The 18,965-nt window shown below is 64.6% G+C and carries 17 protein-coding genes; 6 read left to right on the top strand and 11 right to left on the bottom strand.

What is annotated here, in order from left to right; translation table 11 throughout:
• Positions 1-70: 70 nt before the first annotated feature.
• Genes A7U43_RS03330 through A7U43_RS03315 form a run of 4 tightly spaced genes read right to left on the bottom strand, consistent with a single transcriptional unit; the run spans position 71 to position 3,857 of the window.
• Entirely contained in the window at positions 71-346 is a 276-nt protein-coding gene (locus A7U43_RS03330) for a YHS domain-containing protein (protein ID WP_067991086.1), read from the bottom strand.
• Positions 347-369: 23 nt separating this feature from the next.
• Positions 370-2,637, bottom strand: coding sequence for a heavy metal translocating P-type ATPase (locus A7U43_RS03325; protein WP_067991082.1), 2,268 nt, complete (start codon positions 2,635-2,637; stop codon positions 370-372).
• 39 nt (positions 2,638-2,676) lie between these two features.
• Entirely contained in the window at positions 2,677-3,648 is a 972-nt protein-coding gene (locus A7U43_RS03320) for a heavy metal-binding domain-containing protein (RefSeq protein WP_067991078.1), read from the bottom strand.
• A complete protein-coding gene (locus A7U43_RS03315; protein WP_067991076.1) occupies positions 3,645-3,857 on the bottom strand; it encodes a heavy-metal-associated domain-containing protein in 213 nt (70 codons plus the stop codon). Before A7U43_RS03315 ends, A7U43_RS03320 begins: the two co-directional genes overlap by 4 nt.
• Before the next feature lie 157 nt (positions 3,858-4,014).
• On the opposite strand from A7U43_RS03315, the gene A7U43_RS03310 reads away from it, so the two are divergent.
• The 3 genes from A7U43_RS03310 (at position 4,015) to ripB (ending at position 8,024) form a co-directional block, all read left to right on the top strand.
• A complete protein-coding gene (locus A7U43_RS03310) occupies positions 4,015-4,824 on the top strand; it encodes an alpha/beta fold hydrolase (protein ID WP_067991074.1) in 810 nt (269 codons plus the stop codon).
• A gap of 668 nt (positions 4,825-5,492) precedes the next feature.
• On the top strand, positions 5,493-6,716 hold the full coding sequence (locus A7U43_RS03305; RefSeq protein WP_067991071.1) for a L,D-transpeptidase: 1,224 nt from the start codon (positions 5,493-5,495) through the stop codon (positions 6,714-6,716).
• 537 nt (positions 6,717-7,253) lie between these two features.
• Positions 7,254-8,024 carry an NlpC/P60 family peptidoglycan endopeptidase RipB gene (ripB, locus tag A7U43_RS03300; protein ID WP_067991063.1) on the top strand — a complete coding sequence of 257 codons (771 nt, stop codon included), beginning with the start codon at positions 7,254-7,256 and terminating at the stop codon, positions 8,022-8,024.
• 32 nt (positions 8,025-8,056) lie between these two features.
• Here the strand turns inward: ripB and A7U43_RS29020 are convergent, their stop codons facing one another.
• The 6 genes from A7U43_RS29020 to A7U43_RS03275 all read right to left on the bottom strand — a co-directional run bounded on the left by A7U43_RS29020 (position 8,057) and on the right by A7U43_RS03275 (position 13,491).
• The gene (locus A7U43_RS29020) at positions 8,057-8,884 is read right to left on the bottom strand and encodes a winged helix-turn-helix transcriptional regulator (RefSeq protein ID WP_231963516.1); all 828 of its coding nucleotides are present in this window, start codon (positions 8,882-8,884) and stop codon (positions 8,057-8,059) included.
• Positions 8,885-8,942: 58 nt separating this feature from the next.
• Positions 8,943-10,205, bottom strand: a complete 1,263-nt coding sequence (locus A7U43_RS03290; RefSeq protein WP_067991059.1) for an MFS transporter — start codon at positions 10,203-10,205, stop codon at positions 8,943-8,945.
• A complete protein-coding gene (locus A7U43_RS03285; protein ID WP_068001797.1) occupies positions 10,202-11,317 on the bottom strand; it encodes a PLP-dependent cysteine synthase family protein in 1,116 nt (371 codons plus the stop codon). Before A7U43_RS03285 ends, A7U43_RS03290 begins: the two co-directional genes overlap by 4 nt.
• Positions 11,318-11,421: 104 nt before the next feature.
• Positions 11,422-11,832 (bottom strand): putative copper homeostasis (lipo)protein LpqS, encoded by a 411-nt coding sequence (gene lpqS / locus A7U43_RS29015; RefSeq protein WP_082902001.1) that lies wholly within the window; start codon positions 11,830-11,832, stop codon positions 11,422-11,424.
• 376 nt (positions 11,833-12,208) lie between these two features.
• Complete coding sequence (locus A7U43_RS03280; RefSeq protein ID WP_067991056.1) at positions 12,209-13,129, bottom strand: M56 family metallopeptidase; 921 nt, start codon at positions 13,127-13,129, stop codon at positions 12,209-12,211.
• The gene (locus tag A7U43_RS03275; RefSeq protein WP_036399143.1) at positions 13,126-13,491 is read right to left on the bottom strand and encodes a BlaI/MecI/CopY family transcriptional regulator; all 366 of its coding nucleotides are present in this window, start codon (positions 13,489-13,491) and stop codon (positions 13,126-13,128) included. Before A7U43_RS03275 ends, A7U43_RS03280 begins: the two co-directional genes overlap by 4 nt.
• A 384-nt stretch (positions 13,492-13,875) precedes the next feature.
• Between A7U43_RS03275 and ripA the strand changes: the two genes are divergently transcribed.
• The 3 genes from ripA to A7U43_RS03260 all read left to right on the top strand — a co-directional run bounded on the left by ripA (position 13,876) and on the right by A7U43_RS03260 (position 17,595).
• Positions 13,876-15,285, top strand: coding sequence for an NlpC/P60 family peptidoglycan endopeptidase RipA (gene ripA, locus A7U43_RS03270; protein WP_067991054.1), 1,410 nt, complete (start codon positions 13,876-13,878; stop codon positions 15,283-15,285).
• A 373-nt stretch (positions 15,286-15,658) separates the two neighbouring features.
• Positions 15,659-16,414 carry a response regulator transcription factor gene (locus tag A7U43_RS03265; protein ID WP_082902000.1) on the top strand — a complete coding sequence of 252 codons (756 nt, stop codon included), beginning with the start codon at positions 15,659-15,661 and terminating at the stop codon, positions 16,412-16,414.
• Positions 16,411-17,595 carry a sensor histidine kinase gene (locus A7U43_RS03260; RefSeq protein ID WP_067991049.1) on the top strand — a complete coding sequence of 395 codons (1,185 nt, stop codon included), beginning with the start codon at positions 16,411-16,413 and terminating at the stop codon, positions 17,593-17,595. Before A7U43_RS03265 ends, A7U43_RS03260 begins: the two co-directional genes overlap by 4 nt.
• Positions 17,596-17,614: 19 nt before the next feature.
• Here A7U43_RS03260 and A7U43_RS03255 read toward each other — a convergent pair whose 3' ends face one another.
• Positions 17,615-18,295 (bottom strand): DUF305 domain-containing protein, encoded by a 681-nt coding sequence (locus A7U43_RS03255; protein WP_068001796.1) that lies wholly within the window; start codon positions 18,293-18,295, stop codon positions 17,615-17,617.
• Positions 18,296-18,965: the final 670 nt, after the last annotated feature.

Here is an 18,965-nt window from a genome sequence, read left to right as displayed (position 1 = left end):
GCAGATCCTTCGTTCCGGCGAGCGGGGGCACCGCCGCCGGGCGCTCGGCGGCCGGTGCGTGGGATGTCAGTCACGCCGCGCCTGCGTAGTTGTCGGGGTCACGGTCAAACCGCGGTCCACATCCCTTGCAGCAGAACCAATACCGTCGGCCGCGGTAGTCGCGGAACAGGCCCGCGGCTTCGGCGGCCGCCTTGTCCACTGCCGTGCCAGGCATCACCGGGCAGGTTGCCTGGCCCGTTGCGGGGTCGAGGAGGTTCGTGGCCGCAGGATTGATGACCGTCGCGTCGAAGTCTTGCGTTGAGCCGCTGCAGCAGCAGCTCGACGTCAGGTTCTTGTTGTCGGACATGGTTCTCCTTAGTGCAGTTGGGCTTAGCGGGTAGGGGTAGAGGCGGTGGAGGTGAAGCCGCGCAACCGCAGGCTGTTGCCCACGACGAAAACGCTGGAGAATGCCATGGCCGCGCCAGCGAGCATGGGGTTGAGCATGCCCAGTGCTGCGACCGGTATGGCGGCGACGTTGTAGGCGAACGCCCAGAACAGGTTCGTCTTGATCGTCGAAAGCGTTGTGCGGGACAGCCGGATTGCGTCGACGGCGCTGCGCAGGTCACCGCGCACCAGGGTGATGTCGGAGGCTTCAATCGCGACATCGGTTCCGGTACCCATGGCCAGGCCGAGGTCGGCTTGGGCGAGGGCGGGCGCATCGTTGACGCCATCGCCGACCATGGCCACTGTCTTGCCCTCGGATTGCAGCCGGGCGATGACGTCGACTTTGTCTTTCGGCATGACCTCGGCGATCACGGTGTCGATGCCGACCTCTGCGGCGATCTGCCGGGCGACTGCTTCGTTGTCCCCGGTGAGCAGCACCGGCGTCAGGCCCATCTGGCGCATCTGTGAGATTGCCTGGGCACTGGTGAATTTCACGGTATCTGCGACGATGAGTATGCCACGAGCCTGACCGTCCCAGCCGACCGCGACCACCGTCTTGCCCTGCGCTTGCGCTGCTGTTTTCGCCTGCACCAACTCTGGGCTCAAGTGTTGGGACCAGTCGGCGAGCAGTGATTCGCGCCCCACGACGACGGCGTGGCCGTCGACGACGCCCTGCACACCCTTGCCTTCTGCATTGGCGAAATCCTCAGGGGTGGGTAGCGTCCCGAGTTCTTCGGTGGCGGCGGTGGCGATGGCCTGGGCGATCGGGTGCTCTGAGGCGTTCTCTAATGCGCCGGCCAGCCGGAGCAGGTCTGCGCGTTCTGTTCCCTGGGCGGTAACGACGTCGACCAGGGTCATCTTGCCGGTGGTGACGGTGCCGGTCTTGTCCAGCACCACGGTATCGACCTTGCGGGTGGACTCCAGCACCTCCGGGCCCTTGATCAACACGCCCATTTGCGCGCCACGGCCGGTGCCCACCAGCAGTGCCGTCGGTGTGGCCAAACCGAGCGCGCAGGGGCAGGCGATGACCAGGACCGCCACCGCGGCGGTGAAGGCCGCCGCGACCGGGAAGCCCGCGCCCAGCCACGCGCCGAGTGTCACTACCGCGATCACCAGGACGATCGGCACGAAGACTCCGGAGATGCGATCGGCCAGCCGCTGGACCTGGGCTTTGCCGGTTTGTGCGTTCTCCACCAGTTGGGCCATCTGCGCCAGCTGGGTGTCGGAACCGATGCGGGTGGCGCGCACCACCAGCCGCCCGCCGGCGTTGACGGTTGCACCGACCACGGTGTCACCTGGGCCGACCTCCACGGGGACCGATTCGCCGGTCAGCATCGAAGCATCGACCGCCGATGTCCCCGTTACCACCACCCCGTCGGTGGCGATCTTCTCCCCCGGGCGCACGACGAACTCATCGCCCACCATCAGGTCCTCGACGGCGATCTTTGATTCCGCGCCGTCGCGCAGCACGGACACTTCCTTGGCGCCCATCTCCAGAAGGGCGCGCAGCGCTGCCCCGGCCTGCCGTTTGGACCGCTTCTCGAAATAGCGCCCCGCCAGGATGAATGTCGTTACCCCGGCGGCGACTTCGAGGTAGATGTTGGCGGCGCCGTGAGACGGTGCCAGTGTCAACTCGAACGGATGCGTCATTCCTGGGGTGCCGGCGGTCCCGAAGAACAGCGCATATAGCGACCACAGGAAGGCCGACAAGGTACCCAGGGAGATGAGCGTGTCCATCGTCGCTGTGGCGTGGCGCAGATTGGTCCAGGCGGCGCGGTGAAACGGCCACGCCGCCCAGACGATCACCGGCGCAGCCAGCACCAACGATGCCCACTGCCAGTAGGTGAACTGCAGCGCGGGGATCATCGCCATCGCGATGACCGGCACCGACAACAGCACCGAACCGGTCAGCCGGTGGCGCAGGGCCACCATGTCGGGGTCATCAGTTTCGCCTGTCACCTCAGGCGTCGCGGGCTTCTCCGGTGTGGGTAACACGGCCCTGTAGCCGGCGCTTTCCACCTCAGCGATCAGTAGTGCGGGATCGTATCCGTCAGGCACCGTGACGGTGGCCTTCTCGGTCGCGTAGTTCACCGTTGCCGCGACGCCATCGATCTTGTTGAGCTTGCGTTCGATGCGATTGGCGCACGAGGCGCAGGTCATTCCTCCGATGCGTAGTTCAATGCTCGGGCCGGACACCGGTGTCGATGTCGTCATGAGCCACTGCCTTTCAGCTTGAGGGTCGGACGGAGGTCGTCAGTGCCCGCCGGCATGGCCGGCGTCGCGCGAAGGCTCTGTCACTGGTTGATCGATGTCGCCGCGTGCTGCGTCGATGACGAACGTGGCGGTGTGCACGGTGCCGTCGACCTTGAAGTCGAGGTAGAGCAGGTAGCGACCGGCGGTGGGTGCGGTCGCCGCGAACGACACCGAAGGCCCACCGGTGCGGTCCCCCACTGGCTCAGCGCCCTCAGGGTGCACGTGCAGGTACGCCAGGTCACCTTCGCGTAGCGCGACGAGGTGCCCGTATGCGCCCAGGTAGGGCTGCAATGTGGTCACCGGTTCGCCGTCACGGGTGATCTTCGCTGTGACTTGTGTCGAGACGCCCGCGGTGAGCGAACCGTCGAGTTCCACGGTGTACCCGGCAATTTCGTCCACGGTGCGTGTGGTCACCGGCATCGACGGGGAGAACTCGCCGGCCACGTCGACTGTGCGGGTGAGCGTGAGTTTGGTACTGCCGGCCTGGGCAGGTTGAAAGTCCGCGAACACCCGGTAGCTCCCTGCGGACTTCCACACCCAGGGCGTCGACCATATGCCGGTTGCCTGATCCAGGACCGGGTGTACGTGCGCGAAATGCTGACCATCGGAGCGGACGATGATGAGATGCAGTTGCTTGTCGTGCACGGTTGCGTAGTCCAGCAGCGGCGTGCCGCTGGGATCAGCAATGGTGAAGCTCAACGTGGCCCGATCGCCAGGCCTGCCGGGTGCCCGTACCGGGCTGAGCGTGTATCCGTCTTGGGCGAGCGACAACCCTGGCGGATCAGCAGACAGAGGAGATACCGGCAACGCCTGCTCGGTTGGGGCGCTGTGATCAGCCGCGGGCTCAGCGCCCACGTTCTGAGTGGCCGTCACCGCGGTGTCGGGGACGACCGCCGCGGCGGTGACGTACGCAGCCGTGAACGCCACTACCAGTCCGGCACCGAAAGCGGCCAACCGTCCCGCGGCGTTCATGCGACACGCACTGCCGAATAGCCGGCCTCGTCGACCGCACGCAGGATCTGGGTGTCATCGACGGGACCGCTGGAGGTCACGATCAAAGTGCCCGTCGTGGCGCTGACCTCGACGTCTTGAACACCGGCAACCTCGCTGACTTCTTCCTGCACTGACAGCTCGCAGTGCCCGCAGGTCATTCCTGTGACGGCGTACGTGATCGTGCTCATGACCGAACTCCCCTCGTCAACTACCAGTATACCCCTACCGGGTATGCGTACATCAATATATACCCCCAGAGGGTATTTTTCAAGGGCGGGCTTCTCTGAACTCTCGCTTATGCCGCCTCGACGTAGGTCGAGGTATCCCCGACGAAGGGGGACTCAGATGGCGATGCGCACGTTGCACGTCGGGGATGACGGCTGGCCGCTCATGGGCGAGGTCCTCGGCCGCGGCGAGCTGATCATCATGCTGCACGGCGGTGGGCCCGATCACTACAGCATGCGGCCGCTTGCCGACCGACTTGCAGGCCGGTATTGCGTTGCGCTGCCGGACATTCGAGGATATGGAGCATCGCGATGCCCCGACCCGACGTTGCACCGCTGGGATCAGTACGTCACCGACACCATCGCGATCATGCACGCGCTCGACGCCACGTCCACCCACCTTGTCGGCGCCGGCCTCGGCGGCACGATCGCCTTGCGGACATGCCTCCAACACCCGCAACTCACCCGGTCGGCTGTCGTCATCAGCGCTGAAGCCATCGAGGACGACCAGGACAAAGCCGCAGACGCAGAGCTGATGGACCGCTTCGCCGATCGCGCCCGTTCCCGCGGCCTACAAGCCGCCTGGGAGCTGTTTTTTCCTCATCTTCAGCCACTCATTGTCAACCTCGTCACCGAGGCCTTACCCCGCACTGACGCCCAAAGCGCGGCTGCTGCAGCGGCAATCGGTCACGACCGCGCCTTCGCCGTAGTCGAGGAACTCCGGCGCATCGACACCCCGACGCTCATCATCGCCGGCGATGACCCACGTCACCCCACGCAGCTCGCACGCACTCTCGCCGACGTCCTGCCGCACGGAGTGCTCGCCGAGGCCACAATGTCCGACCGGTTGGTCGCCGCTGACGACCTGGCGCACGCCTTCGGCCCGGAGATCGAACTATTCCTCGCCACCACGTTGGACCCGGATACCTAGCGGCATCGAAACAGTGCCGCCGCTCCCGCCGTCAGCTGCAGCAAGATTTCCCCTCATCGGCCTTAATGGAGCCTCGCCCGCCGGTGATCTGGGTAAACGTACACAGCACGATGCACTTGGCGATCGACCTCGTGGTTGAACTCTCGATGAGCCGCCGGAAATTCTCTTGTGCCGTCATGAGCTACAGGCCTTCCCAGTCGACAACGTATCCTGCGTGGATACCATCGCAAAGTACCCCTCGGGGGTATCCACGCACAATGTGCGTCCTTTTCAGATGTCGCTCGCCGACCGCTGTTGACAAACGCCGAGGTACGAGTCTCGTACCGTCTGTGCCGTCGCCCCCGCATTCACCGGTGCAGCGACGCTCGACCCGGCCGCCCTCTTCGCTGAGGTTCACGGCAACGACAGCCGACTCCACCGCCGTCAGCTGGAATCAACTGACGGACGTACCTCCGAATTTCGCGGTTCTGCACACCCGAGGAGCTAGCTCTTAGCGTCGCCTTTATCGAATCTTCATCGAAGGACTAAGAAAGCCAAACGACTCATCAGCACACTGGCAGGTATACCTGTGAACGGTGCACCGTCGCCCCCGACCGGCCCCCGCGGCGCACCGGGCGGTGGCCCGCCCGTTAGCCGATGACGACAACCCGATACGGAGGGCCCCACTCATGCCGCAGACAGGCTGCCTTCCAGCGTTGCGATCGACGACGCACTGGCTGCGCACGATCGTCCTCGCGGTGGTGGTGCTGCTGATCGCGACCGCCTGCACCTCGTCCCCGGCGGCGACGCCCACGTCCGACGTCATCACCGACAAGGGCACGCCCTACGCAGACTTGCTCGTACCGAAACGGGAAGCGTCCGTCACTGATGGTGCTATCGGCGTCGCTGTCGATTCCCCCATCACCGTTTCCGCCGGCGACGGTGTTCTCGGCGACGTGTCGCTGATCAACGAGGCGGGCGCACTTGTTGATGGGCAAGTAAGCCCCGACGGCGTTACCTGGTCCTCGGCGGAGCCGCTGGGTTACAACAAGAAGTACACGTTGCAGGCGCACGCACAAGGACTTGGCGGAACCACAAGCACCAGCGCAACATTCGAAACACATTCCCCTGAAAACCTGACGATGCCCTACGTCTTGCCCAATGACGGCGAGACGGTGGGCGTGGGTCAACCCATTGCGGTTCGCTTCGACGAAAACATCACGAACCGGGTTGCGGCGCAGCAGGCGATCACTGTGACCACGAACCCACCGGTTGAGGGCGCCTTCTACTGGCTCAGCAATCGCGAGGTTCGCTGGCGGCCCGCCGAGTACTGGGAGCCCGGCACGAAGGTTGAGGTGTCAGTCAAGGCTTACGGTGTCGACTTCGGCGACGGGCTGTTCGGCCAGGATGACGTCACCACGCGCTTCACCATCGGCGACCAGATCATCGCCACCGCCGATGACGCCACGAAGATGATGACCGTGCGGCGCAACGGCGAAGTCGTCAAAACCATGCCCCTCTCCATGGGCAAAACCACAACGCCCACCGACAACGGCGCCTACATCATCGGCGACCGCTACTCATTCCTGGTGATGGATTCGTCCACCTACGGAGTCCCCGTCAACTCACCCGACGGGTACCGCACCGAAGTCGAATGGGCCACCCAAATGTCATACAGCGGCATCTACGTGCACTCGGCCCCATGGTCGGTGGGTAGCCAAGGCATCGCCAATGTCAGCCACGGGTGCCTCAACGTCAATCCAACCAATGCCCGCTGGTTCTACGACAACACCCGACGCGGCGACATCGTGGAAGTGATCAACACGACCGGCCCAACCCTGTCAGGAACCGACGGTCTCGGCGACTGGAACATCCCCTGGGAGCAATGGAAGACCGGAAACGCCAACCTCTGAGCAACGGAAGTTCCTGACACCGCGCCGACCCGGCTTCTAGCGCCGCGCGACGCTGAAACCTTAGTCGCCGCAGTGCATTCGGATCACTCCGTAGACGCCGCTGCCGCGCGCACCGTTGCCGACGTCACTGCAGCCACCGACACCCGATGGCCGATGGCCGATGGCCGATGGCCGATGGCCGATGGCGTCGCACTACCCCTGACTGGCTCTATATATGGCCCGCCGCGAGAAGCGTTATTGCTCGCCCCCGACAGCTCGTGGTGCCTCCTCCTCCACGAAGCTCGCACAATTTGCGTTGATCCGCATGCTATTCACGCGCGTCTTCCCGACCGTGAAACGGTTTGAGTCCAGTAATTGAGGCATTCAAACCGAACTGCCACACCGAATTTCACCATTGTAATTATGTGGCTGCTGTTACTAGTGGGGCTTTTGTGAGTTAGGCTTTCCTACGTACGAGCTACGTATTTTGTTGCTGCGCCAGCAGAATGCGATTCAGCCCAGCTATTGCTGCGTGCGATAGCGCACCGAGGAGAAGACATGGGATTACACGTCCGCAGCAAGGGTGCGGCAATTGCCCGCGCTGACCGCTGCGACCCGGCAATCCCTATTATGGGACGCGTTCGACGGCTCCCCGGTGTGATCGCCTTCGTCGTCTTGCTCCTCCTCGCGTGCGCACCAGTCGCGTCGGCCCAACCTGCCGCCGGCCCGTGGGACCCACTGCTGCCTAAGATGCCGAGCGCGGGCGCTCCCGGCGATCCGGTCGCCATCGCGAACGCATCCCTGCAGGCAACGGCCATGGCGACGCAGACGGCCATGAACATGGGTCGCAACTTCCTCAGCAGCCTGGGAATCGTCAGCCCCGCCGCAGATCCGTCGACGAGCGTACGCGGAAATCGGGTCAACGGTGCGCAAGCGATCGAGTACGTGATTCGCAGAGCGGGAACACAAATCGGTGTTCCCTACTCCTGGGGTGGCGGAAGCCTCACCGGTCCAAGCCGCGGCGTCGACCAGGGAGCAGGCACCGTGGGATTTGACTGTTCTGGTCTGACACGGTTCGCGTTCGCCGGCGTCGGAGTGCTGCTCCCGCGCTGGTCCGGCGACCAATACAACGCCGGCCGCAAAGTGCCACCCGCCCAGGCGAAGCGAGGCGATTTGCTGTTCTGGGGGCCGGGCGGCAGCCAGCACGAAGCAATCTATTTGGGCGGCGGGCAGATGCTCGAGGCGCAGCAGACGGGCGTCCCGATCAAAATCTCCCCGGTGCGCATGTCAGGGATGACTCCGTACGTCGTTCGCATCATCGAAAGCTGACTACTCGCCGCAACCGGTCACCGGTTGGATCGCTACAAGGCACCCGGCACTCGCTGCCCCACGTCGGCTGTGAGGCAGTAACCGGTCCCGCGCACCGTACGGAGGTACCGCGGTGATGCCGGATCGTCACCCAGCTTGCGCCGAAGATGACCCACATGCACCCCCAGACTGTTCCGGCCGCCGGCAGACGCATTCCCCCACAGGCTCAGCTGCAATTGGCGACAGGTCACCGGTTCACCCGGACTTTCCGCCAGCGTGCAGAGAACTTCAAACTCTGTGCGGGTGAGTGGCAGCGCCTCGCCGCGGAGGAACACCCGACGCCCGGCCAGATCGATAAGGAGATCTCCGATTTCACGGCGATGCCTCTCGTTACGGTGGCTGTCGTCAAGTCCTTCGCCGTGGACATGGCACTGCCTCAGCGCCAACCGAATGCGCACGTTCAGCGCCTCGATGTCGTCCACAGAGACGGCCCCGGAGGTAAGGAGCAGCGGGGTGACATCGCCGTCGCTGAGAGCAACCACGCCGACCTGAGTTTCCTGACGGATGCGGTCAAGCATGGTTGTCCCCGGCCCCTGAGTGCCGAGGCACACGACAACCACGTCGGGATCACGCTCGCGCAGTGCTGTGAGTGCAGCACCGGGCGAGTAGACCACCTCCACGGCGAAATCGCCGGCGAGTAGGTGTCGCGCCACGGTGGTCGCGTAGATGCGTCGAGGCTCCACCAGTAGCACACGGATGCGGCCGGCACCCGCCGCTGGAGGTATGGAGTCAGCGACGAAACGGTGCGACTCGATGGTCGTGGCACTCTCCTCGCCGCTCAAGAAAACCAACGCGCCCGCATTCCTTACTGCGCCGCTCACGAGACAGCCTACCGCCATCTATGTAGTTACTACGTAGATGGCGCGCCGACCGGAAAGCTCAACGTTGGTTCGCTTCAGTGACGGCCTCCGGCGCTGACCCCAGCCGTCCTCGCACATCGAGTCGGTACAGCGCAACCGCCGACAGTAATCCGATGACTGTCAACAGCACCCACAGAAGTTCCGGCCGCCCCGCCTCTCGGGTGAAATGCATCAACGAGCCTGTTGCCAGGTTGCCGACGAGGATGCCGACGCCGACGATCGTGTTGTAGAAGCCGTAATGTGTTCCGACCAGCCGGTTGCCGGCCAAGGAGACGACGGTATCCATTTCGAACGGGAACACCGCAGCCGAGCCGACCGCCAGCACGGCCGCCGCGATGAGCAGCGCTGTCGCCGCAGCAACACGGCCGGCTCGCTGATCATCAGGCAACACGATCAGCGGCAGAAACGACAACGCCAGAATCAGCATGCCGATCGCCAGCGACCGCCCCGAACCCCAACGCCGCGCAAACCACCGTGTGATGCGCATCTGCCCGATCACCGCCACCACTCCGGAGACAACGAAAATCATTGCGGTGACAACCGAATCGCTTTGCGGAAACAGGTATCGCGCCTGCAGCGGCATCGCAAGGTACACCTGGAACGACAGCACATAGGACCCGATCATCGCCGCGGCGAATAACAGGAACCAGCGATTGGCCGCGACTGCCCGCCAGTCCTCAAGCACCGAGGTCTTCTCCTGCGCTGGAGTCACAGCGCGTTGCGGCAGTGCGAACAACTGCGCCACGGTCAGCCCCGCGAAGACCAGCGCCGCGGCCGCAGCAGTCATCTTGAAGTCAACGAACATCAAGGCTAGGCCCACCAACGGCCCCGCGAGGATGCCCGCCTGATAGAACACGTTGAACAACGCGAACGCTTCGACCCGTCGGGGACCCGCGTCGGCGGCCACGTACGCACGCACAGCCGGGTTGAAAAGCGCTCCGGCGAAACCCGTTGCCGCCGAGGCGACCAACACTGCCGGTAACGAGTCGGCGACCACCAGAAGCCCGAATCCTGCAGTGCGCAGCACACATCCGCTCACGATGAGGGGCTTGAACCCCAGGCGATCGGCCAGCGTGCCACCGATGATGAACATGCCCTGCTGGGAGAAATTGCGGACCCCGAGAACCAGCCCGATGGCCCATGCCGCCAAGCCCAGCGGCCCAGCCAGATAGCCGGCCAGATAGGGCATGAGCATGTAGAAACCGAGGTTGATCCCGAACTGGTTAATCATCAGCATGCGGCTCGGCCAGCCGAAGCTGCGGAACCCGGACAGCAGTGTCATCGCGGCACCACCTGCATGGGGTCAACAACCACGGGGCACCGCGTCCAGGTCGTGACCGCGTGTGCCAACGGGTCGTCAATGGTGGCTGGTTCGTCGGACGGAACCTTGTCCAACAGACCATGGGTGCGGCAATAGTCGTCGTTATAGACGGTGTCGAAATAGCGCTGCGGACCGTCGGGGAAGATGGCGGCGACCGTGGTGCCCGGATCGCTATTGCGCGCAGCCCACCCTGCCACCAACGCGACCGCGCCGACACTCCACCCGCCACTGGCATAGTGAGTGGCCGCCAGGGTTCGGCAGGCCCAAACCGCATCCGCCGGCGCGACCCAATGCACTTCATTGAAAGCGCCGTAATCGACGTTGCCCGGGAAGATGCTTGAGCCGAGGCCGCGCATGAGCCGAGTGGTGGCGCGCTGCCCAAAGATGGTGGAGCCCACCGTGTCGACGCCGATCAGCCGCAGGCCGGGATTGAATTCCCGCAAGACCCGGGCCACGCCTGCCGAGTGTCCCCCGGTGCCGACCGAACACACCAACACATCCACCGATCCCAGCTGCTCATTCAATTCGATCGCCAGCCCGCGGTAGGCCTCCACGTTGTCCGGATTGTTGTACTGGTCGGGATGCCACGCGTGCGGATCGGTGGCCAGAATCTCCTGCACGCGTTGCGTGCGGGCCTGCTGCCAGCCGCCGCGCTCGTGGGGCTCGGTCACCAGTTCGATGTGCGCGCCGAACGCGGCGAGCATGTGTTGGATGATCGGTTCCATGCCTGGGTCAGTGACCAATGTGACGGGGTGACCGTACACAGTGCCCGCAAGAGCGAGCCCCAATCCTAATGTTCCACTTGTTGATTCGACGATACGATCGCCCGGAGCGAGCACCCCGCGGGTGCGCGCGCGTTCGACCATATGCAGCGCGGGCCGGTCCTTCATTCCGCCCGGGTTGAAGCCTTCAAGTTTGGCCCAAAAGCCCTGCCCTGCGGTGGTGAACGGCGCGCCGATCCTCAGGACGGGCGTCTGACCGACCATCGTGGCCGGCCGCTCAAAGCGGCCCAGCCGGAGGTGCTCGAATTGGTCTGTGTCGTGGGCATGGTTGATCGAAACGGCGTGATTCATGTCGGGGATGTCGCTTCTGTTGACGCCGCGACTGTCGCGCGGCTGCTGGTGGCGGGCAGCGGTCACCGGCACCGGTCCAGAAGACGGGGCCTGACGCTAGCCGATCAGCGACGCGCGATGCACAGCCGGACAAGCACGTCGCGTCCGGTCTGCGCGACGGGTGAGCGCGGAGGACCGCGAATAGGAGCACGCGGCGCGTAGCGCCAGAGCGCCGGCAACACAGCCAGAGCGCTGACCAAGGCCAGGGCGATCAGTGTGATGGTTCCCCGCGGCAGAACGGCTTCAGCAAAAGACTCCGGTGACGGCGCACTTCCGCCCTGGGAGATGTGCGGATGGTCGAGCTGGACAGCCACCGGCGCGCCCACCGCGCTTGCAAGGGGGTGAGGTCCGTGGGCTGGCGCCGCCTCGGTCCCCGGCAGCGCCCATTCCGCAGCCACAATGATGGTCCAGAACGCGAGGAACACTGCGACGACTGCGCGTCGCCGCTGCGAGGAACTCCCGTCGATGTAGCTCACGATGTTGCCGACTGTAGCAGCGGATCGCCGAACGGAGTGGCGGCCATGCAGTTGACGCCGTGTCGTGACCTGCCCGCGACAGTCATCGTCAGCGGCCCCCGCGCGAAGCGATCAGCGCAGTCACATGATTCGCCCGATAACGTTGCGTTACCGCCTGTTTCGACGCTGCGCATGCCATTACCTGACCCTCGGTGACATCGGCCTTTGCACTGGTCATCTACGGTTTGACTACGGAGATAATTAGCAATGCACACTCACGCATCACGCAGCCACGGAGAGATTTGCTGACTGGGCAGATACCTGACCGCTGAGGGTCCTCGCCCGTCCAGGTGCGCATCATCGGCCCGCACCCAGATCGGATGGGTTCGACCGGCACCTAGTGGTGGCAGAGCACCTGAATGAATGCCGGCGTGGCGAGCATGGTGGTGATGGCGGCGACCAGGAGCGCGCGGTGACTCCACCGCACGTGCCGACGGCTCGGGGTGACCAGTCGCTCAGCTCGGACGATGACCGCCGTTGCCGCAGCGGCCAGACCTTCAGCCACGGGAGGTCGGTGACCGGCCAGCGCAAGCAACCCCGTGAGTAAAGGACGAGTCCCGACGCGGCGAGCGGCGGTGTCATCGGCACACATCTCCAGCAGTTCCGCCACAGCCTGATGCGCGCTGGCGAACAGAGGAAGGCGAGGAAGGGTGGCTGCGAGGGCACGTAGCACCATGAGAATGTGGTGATGATGCCCTGACAGGTGGGCATCCTCGTGCGCAAGAACCGCTTTCAGTTGCGCCCGGTTCAACGATTTCACGGCCGCCGAGGTCACGACGATCGCATGGGGGCGGCCGATGACACAATAGGCGGCAGGAAGGTCGGCCTCGACGACAACGACGTGAGGATGGTCGGTGGGCCGACCGACGATCCGCGCGGCCTGTGCGTGCTCATGGCTTCGGGTTCGCAGTCTGGCCAGGCAGCGTCCCAGTCGCAGCGCCACGACCGCCGAGGTCAGCAGTCCCCCACCGATAAGAGCGATGGACCCCAGGCGCCCCGCCAGCGGGGTGTGATCGGAGAACCCGAACAGTTCCAGGCAGAGGGTCACGACCGAGCCGTCCAGCACGCTGTTCGACGTCGCGTTGACCACCAGCACCACTGCCGCCAGCCACGCCGCAAGCACGGCGGCAACCGTGGCCAGCCAGGCGGCCACCCCCATAGACGGACTCACTCCGCCACCGGTGAGGCGCCGCAGTACCGGTGGAGCAAGCCACGCCAGCACGGCGCCGTAGAGCACCAGCCACAGAGCCGTCGTCATGACCGCCGGCCTTTACGCAGGGCCGCCTTCAGCTGCGCGGATTGCTCTGCGCTCATCTGCTCAAGGAAAAATGCCAGCACGGTGTTGGTATCGCCACCGGAGTCGAATGCGGCTTTCATCAGACGCGCTGACCGCTCCTCACGAGTCATCGCCGCCCGGTACACGTAGGCCTTGCCGTTGCGCTGCCGTTTGAGCCACCGCTTGCGATACAGGTTGTCCATGGTCGACAACACGGTGGTGTACGCGATGGGTCGCTGCTGAGACAAGTCCTCGAACACGTCACGCACGGTGGCCGGCTCCTGGTGGTCCCACACCCAGTCCATGACCACCGCTTCGAGATCGCCGAAAGCTCGCTGTTCCATCCGCCGCATCTCCTGCCCGCTCTGACGAGGTGGCCGATTCGCACAGCGCGGCACCTGCAGCTTCCTAATGTAGACGCCAACAGCTCAGATGCCGGGACCTCCCTGCGGCTGCGCCACCGATGTCGATCCGCTCATGCGTGCGCCATCGAAATCAGTCCAAGGCCCCGGCCCTATCGGACCCAAGAGCACATGCTGCCGCCCGCTCAGGTGTTACCGAGTTGAGACTGTGACAGGCGTTTCTCCTGATGCTGCAGTGATGTATGTTCCAACTACGTACTAAGCAACTACGTAGATACAGCGCTAGAAAGCTGTGGGACATGTCACCTCGGCGCACTGCCCCCGACCAGACTCGCGGCCACCGGCAGCCACCCCACAGGAGAACTGATGCAGCGCTTCACGTCACTTCTCACCGCCGGGGCGCTGGCGTCAATGCTGGTGCTTCACCCCTCGGGCATCGCCACGGCCAGGCACGGAAGCGATCGTGATGGTGGCAACGAAACGGTCGCAGAACTTGTCGCCGCCGTCGCCGAAGCCAACCAGCACGTCGCCGACATCGGCGCGGACATCCAACACCGACAGGAGAGCGTCAATCGGGCCCTGGTGGAGCTTGCGTCCGCCCGCGAGGCGGTCTCCGAGGCGCACCGCAGACTCGCCGACAGCGAAAAAGCACTCGCCGACAGCCAGACCGCCATCGACGCCACGCAGCAGCGTTTCGACGAGTTCGCCGCCTCCACCTACATGAACGGTCCCTCCCGCGCACTGCCGCTGGCAACTAGCCCCGAAGACATCCTCTCAGCAGCATCGACGCAGCAGACCTATCTCATCGCCTTCAGCAGGGTCAAAGACGATCTTCGCCAAAGCCAGACCGAACGCGCCAACAAACTCTCAGCCGCCAAGCAGGCCCGCCTGGACGCCGACGCAGCAGCAGCCGACGCTCAACGACGACAAGACGACGCAGTCGCCGAACTCGTTGCCACGCAACGCGCATTCACCGATCAACAGTCCGACCTCGAACGGCTGGCCGGCGAACGCGACGCCGCCCAAACCCGACTCAATGCTGCCCGACCAGGCGCAGCTACCGCTCAGCAGCCCGGCGCCGCGCAACCCAGCGCCACAATCCCGCCGAGCGGCCAATGGGACCGCTCCACCCCGGCACCGGCAGACAGCGCGGGCACCGGCCAGTGGGACACCACGCTGCCGATGGTGCCCAGCGCCAATGTGACCGGCGACCCCATAGCCATCATCAACACGATCCTCAAAATCATGGCGACCTCGCTGCAACTCACCGCCGACATGGGCCGAAGCTTCCTCGTCAAACTGGGCATCCTCTCCCCGGCGACCGCCGCCGCCGATCCCGGCATCACCAACGGACGCATCCCCCGCCTGTACGGCCGCCAAGCCTCTGAGTTCGTGATCCGGCGCGCCATGTCCCAGCTCGGCGTTCCTTACTCATGGGGCGGTGGCAACGCCAACGGACCCGCTCGGGGAATCGATCAAGGAGCCGGCACCGTCGGCTTCGACTGCTCCGGCCTCATGCTCTACGCCTTCGCCGGCGTGGGCATCAAACTCGACCACTACTCCGGATCTCAATACAACGCCGGCCGCAAAGTACCGTCATCGCAGATGCAACGCGGTGACCTCATCTTCTATGGCCCCAACGCCAGCCAGCACGAAGCCATGTACCTCGGCGACGGCATGATGATCGAAGCTCCCTACACGGGATCAGTGGTCAAAATCTCCCCCGTACGCACCTCCGGCATGACGCCCTACGTCACGCGCTTGATCGAGTACTAACACCTCGCGGCGAGCCGTGGGCAGGGTGCGCCTCTGACGGGTCAGTCCTCTCCGGAGAGGCCGCTGGTGGAAAACGTTCCTTCAGTGCCTCACGCCGGTCGCCGTGGCGCGGCCGCGCGGAAGCGTGAAACAGTGCCGTTGCGCCGGCGATAGCGGCGGCCCACAGCACGACAATGACGGCGCACAGGATCAGCCACGCTTCCCATCCCAGACTGTCCGGGCAGACGTCCATCAGCCAGCGCATGTCAGGCCCACCTCCACAGTGAGCGTCTCCCGCCCCCAGGACGCAATCGGTATGAGTCTGATAAAGATCTGCTGAAGATCGCCGCCGCTCCGGCAGTCGCGCGCCGCCGCACCCGCATCAGCAGGCACCATGATGACCATGGAGCACCCTCCGGGTACACCGCCTGACAAGGCGAAGGGATACCGCGCCCTGGTCGTCGACGACGAACTGCCCCTGGCCGAAGTGGTGGCCAGCTATCTGGAACGCGAGCAGTTCGAGGCAGTCGTGGCCGCCAACGGCGTCGACGCGATCGCCGTCGCACGCGACCTCGACCCCGATGTCGTCATCCTCGACATCGGATTGCCCGGCATCGATGGATTGGAAGTCTGCAGGCAGCTGCGTACATTCTCCGACGCCTACATCGTCATGCTCACCGCCCGCGACACCGAAATCGACACAGTCCTTGGCCTCACCGTCGGCGCCGACGACTACATCACCAAACCCTTCAGCCCGCGCGAACTCGTCGCGCGCATTCGCGCCATGCTGCGTCGACCCCGCGTCCTGCAATCAGCCGCCACAACCGCCGAGACTGACGTCACGCCACCTCGTCGCTTCGGCGCGCTGAGCATCGACGTCGCCGCCCGCGAGGTACGCATCGACGACGAACAAATCTTGTTGACTCGTACAGAATTCGACATTCTCGAAGCTCTCTCCGGCCGGCCGGGCAATGTGCTCAGCCGGCGACAACTACTCGAAATCGTGCGCGACGGACCCTGGGTCGGCAACGAGCATCTCGTCGATGTCCACATCGGCCATCTGCGGCGCAAATTGGGCGACGACGCAGCCTCTCCCCGCTACATCGCCACCGTGCGGGGAGTCGGATACCGGATGGGAACCGGACAGTGACTCCCCCGCCTGCCCCCACTCCTCGCCGACGTCGACGGTGGGGTCGTCCCGGTATCGGCCTGCGGCTGCTGGCAGCCCAAGCCATCGTGTTGGTCGCCGGGGCCGCGACGACCGCAGTGGTGGCCGCCGTCGTCGGCCCTCCCCTGTTTCGCGAGCATCTTCACCTCGCGGGGGTGCCGATGAACTCGCCAGAGGAAGTGCATGCCGAGGAGGCCTACGGCTACGCCACGGTCATGTCCATCGGGGGCGCCCTAGCGGTGTCGGCACTGGCCGCGCTCGCCGTCAGCTTCTACGTCAGTCGACGACTCCAACGCTCCATCACCGAGGTCGCCTCCGCCGCCACCGATGTCGCTCAAGGAAACTACGAGATTCGTGTGTCATCGCCACGCCTCGGCGACGATTTCGACGCGCTCTCGACCGCCTTCAATCAGATGGCTTCCCGGCTCCAAGCGGTTGATTCGACACGACAGCGACTGTTCGGAGACTTGGCGCACGAGATCCGCACACCGGTCGCGGTGCTGGAGGCCTATATCGAAGCCCTCGAAGACGGGGTGCGCACGTTGACGCCGCAGACGGCGGCCATGCTGCGCGACCAGACCCGCCGGCTGGTGCGGTTCTCCGATGATGTCGCGGCGCTGGCCAAGGCCGAGGAGAGCTCGGTTTCCATGTCATACGCCACCATTGACGTCGACCGTTTGACGCGCCAATCCGTGGCCGCGGTCCAGGAACGCTACGACATCAAAGGGGTTGCGCTCCGCGTACACCTCCAGCAGGCGCTGCCGCCGCTGTGGGCCGATGAGCAAAGGCTCTCCCAAGTGCTGGGAAATCTGCTGGACAATGCGCTGCGGCACACGCCGCCCGGCGGACAGGTTGACCTCAGCTGTGTCCGCGACGGCGACCGGTTGAGCATCGCCGTCGCCGACACCGGTGAAGGAATTGCCCCCGAGCACCTCGCCCGACTGTTCGAGCGGTTCTATCGGGCAGATGCCGCCCGCGACCGCGAGCACGGCGGCGCCGGTCTAGGGCTCGCCATCGCCAAAGCGCTGGTCCAGGCCCACGGCGGATCCATCTCCGTAGCGAGCCCAGGACTTGGCGCCGGTGCAACATTCACCGTCGACTTACCCGCTGCTCAGGTACGCGCCGACGAGTTCCCTGTTACGGGTGCCCCAGCGCGGACCTGACCATCGTGCCTCTGACCTGTCACTTATCCAGCATTGCCTGCATCGTGTCGATCTCTGTTTGTTGAGAGGAGACGATGTTTCGCGCCATCTCGACCGCCGCCGGGAACCGGCCGTTGTCGATCTCCTGCTGCGCCATCATGATTGCGCCCTTGTGATGGGCGATCATCTGCGTCAAGAAAAGTCGGCTCGCCTCCGCACCCTGCGCGTTCTGCAGCGCAGCCATGTCGGCTTCCGACATCATGCCGTGGCCGGCGCTGCCCATACCAGGCATGTCTCCGCTAGGCATCTGGTGGCCGGGCATGTTGTGGCCAGGCATTGCGGTGCTGGTCGGCACAGGTGCAGGCGAGGACGACGCTCCCCACTCCTGGAGCCAGCCCTGCATCGTCTCGATCTCAGGGCCTTGTGCGTTCTTGATTTCATTCGCCAGTGAGATGACCTCGGGATCGATGCCTTGCTTACCGAGGAGCATGTCGCTCATCTCGATCGCCTGCTGGTGATGAGGAATCATGCCTTGGGCGAACGTCACGTCAGCGTCGTTGTGGGTAGCGTCGCTGTTCGCAGCGCTCGGCGATGCCGATGCTGCCGCCGAGGTACTGCTGGTCGATGACTGAGAGCCTGTTGCCGCATTCGAACACGCGCCGAGAAACAGGGCCGACACCGCTAACGCCGCAATCCCTAGACCATTTCTCTTGTGCTGCATCGCACATCCTTTCTTATAGAGCATCGCGACGCCACGCGTCGATGCGGCAAGCTCTATCACCGCCTCAGTCCAGCCTCAATAAGCCGTGTATGCGCCGGTTCGTGTTCTGATGAAGATTTGATTAAGGGCCTTCTCGGCCCTTCGATACCCTTCGCAGCACCCGGCCAGATCGCCGCCTAACGGGCGGCAACGCCTCGCCGCAACCGCGATGTATGGCTCTGTTCGGCGGTTCTCCGACAGCGGCCGGGCCAGGCCAGGGCTTGTGCAGCGCCACGGATGACCAAGGATGTGCGATCAGCCGGATCGGGATGTTGGGGTTGGGTCAATCGAACGTCTCAGCAACCCTAGGGTTTGCGCGGGACAAGTTCTTGACAGGTCTCTCCTGTTGAAACTGCGTTCCTCCATGGCAAGTACCCCTCGGCAACGGCTCTGGGAAGGCGGCGGCCCGGTGAGTGATAAGTGCCAATTCGGCAGCGACGAGACTTGGCGCACCTGCACAAACGTTGACATCGCTGAGACCGGCATCGGTGCAGGCGCGGACGTTCTTGCTACGCTTCTTAGCAACGACGCGGACGCAGGGCAGCCGCAGGGGCGACCCAACGCTCCTGACGTCAGCCCCTTCCATGATCGCGCTATTAGTCGTCGCCAACATCGACGACGGGTGAGCCAC

This window comes from Mycobacterium adipatum (genome assembly GCF_001644575.1).
GTDB classification, from domain to species: domain Bacteria; phylum Actinomycetota; class Actinomycetes; order Mycobacteriales; family Mycobacteriaceae; genus Mycobacterium; species Mycobacterium adipatum.
The sequence above is the reverse complement of the archived record's forward strand: the minus strand, read 5'-3'. Positions and strand labels throughout refer to the sequence as shown.

Excerpts from the sequence above, each read along its gene's own strand:
- A7U43_RS03280 (WP_067991056.1), bottom strand. The coding sequence starts at position 13,129 with ATGACGACGGCTCTGTGGCTGGTGCTCTACGGCGCCGTGCTGGCGTGG.
- A7U43_RS03285 (WP_068001797.1), bottom strand. The coding sequence starts at position 11,317 with ATGAATCACGCCGTTTCGATCAACCATGCCCACGACACAGACCAATTC.
- A7U43_RS03330 (WP_067991086.1), bottom strand. The coding sequence starts at position 346 with ATGTCCGACAACAAGAACCTGACGTCGAGCTGCTGCTGCAGCGGCTCA.
- ripA (WP_067991054.1), top strand. The coding sequence starts at position 13,876 with ATGCAGCGCTTCACGTCACTTCTCACCGCCGGGGCGCTGGCGTCAATG.
- A7U43_RS03310 (WP_067991074.1), top strand. The coding sequence starts at position 4,015 with ATGGCGATGCGCACGTTGCACGTCGGGGATGACGGCTGGCCGCTCATG.
- A7U43_RS03255 (WP_068001796.1), bottom strand. The coding sequence starts at position 18,295 with ATGCAGCACAAGAGAAATGGTCTAGGGATTGCGGCGTTAGCGGTGTCG.
- A7U43_RS03290 (WP_067991059.1), bottom strand. The coding sequence starts at position 10,205 with ATGACACTGCTGTCCGGGTTCCGCAGCTTCGGCTGGCCGAGCCGCATG.
- A7U43_RS03275 (WP_036399143.1), bottom strand. The coding sequence starts at position 13,491 with ATGGAACAGCGAGCTTTCGGCGATCTCGAAGCGGTGGTCATGGACTGG.
- A7U43_RS03325 (WP_067991082.1), bottom strand. The coding sequence starts at position 2,637 with ATGACGACATCGACACCGGTGTCCGGCCCGAGCATTGAACTACGCATC.
- A7U43_RS03305 (WP_067991071.1), top strand. The coding sequence starts at position 5,493 with ATGCCGCAGACAGGCTGCCTTCCAGCGTTGCGATCGACGACGCACTGG.
- ripB (WP_067991063.1), top strand. The coding sequence starts at position 7,254 with ATGGGATTACACGTCCGCAGCAAGGGTGCGGCAATTGCCCGCGCTGAC.
- A7U43_RS03320 (WP_067991078.1), bottom strand. The coding sequence starts at position 3,648 with ATGAACGCCGCGGGACGGTTGGCCGCTTTCGGTGCCGGACTGGTAGTG.
- A7U43_RS03315 (WP_067991076.1), bottom strand. The coding sequence starts at position 3,857 with ATGAGCACGATCACGTACGCCGTCACAGGAATGACCTGCGGGCACTGC.
- A7U43_RS03265 (WP_082902000.1), top strand. The coding sequence starts at position 15,659 with ATGATGACCATGGAGCACCCTCCGGGTACACCGCCTGACAAGGCGAAG.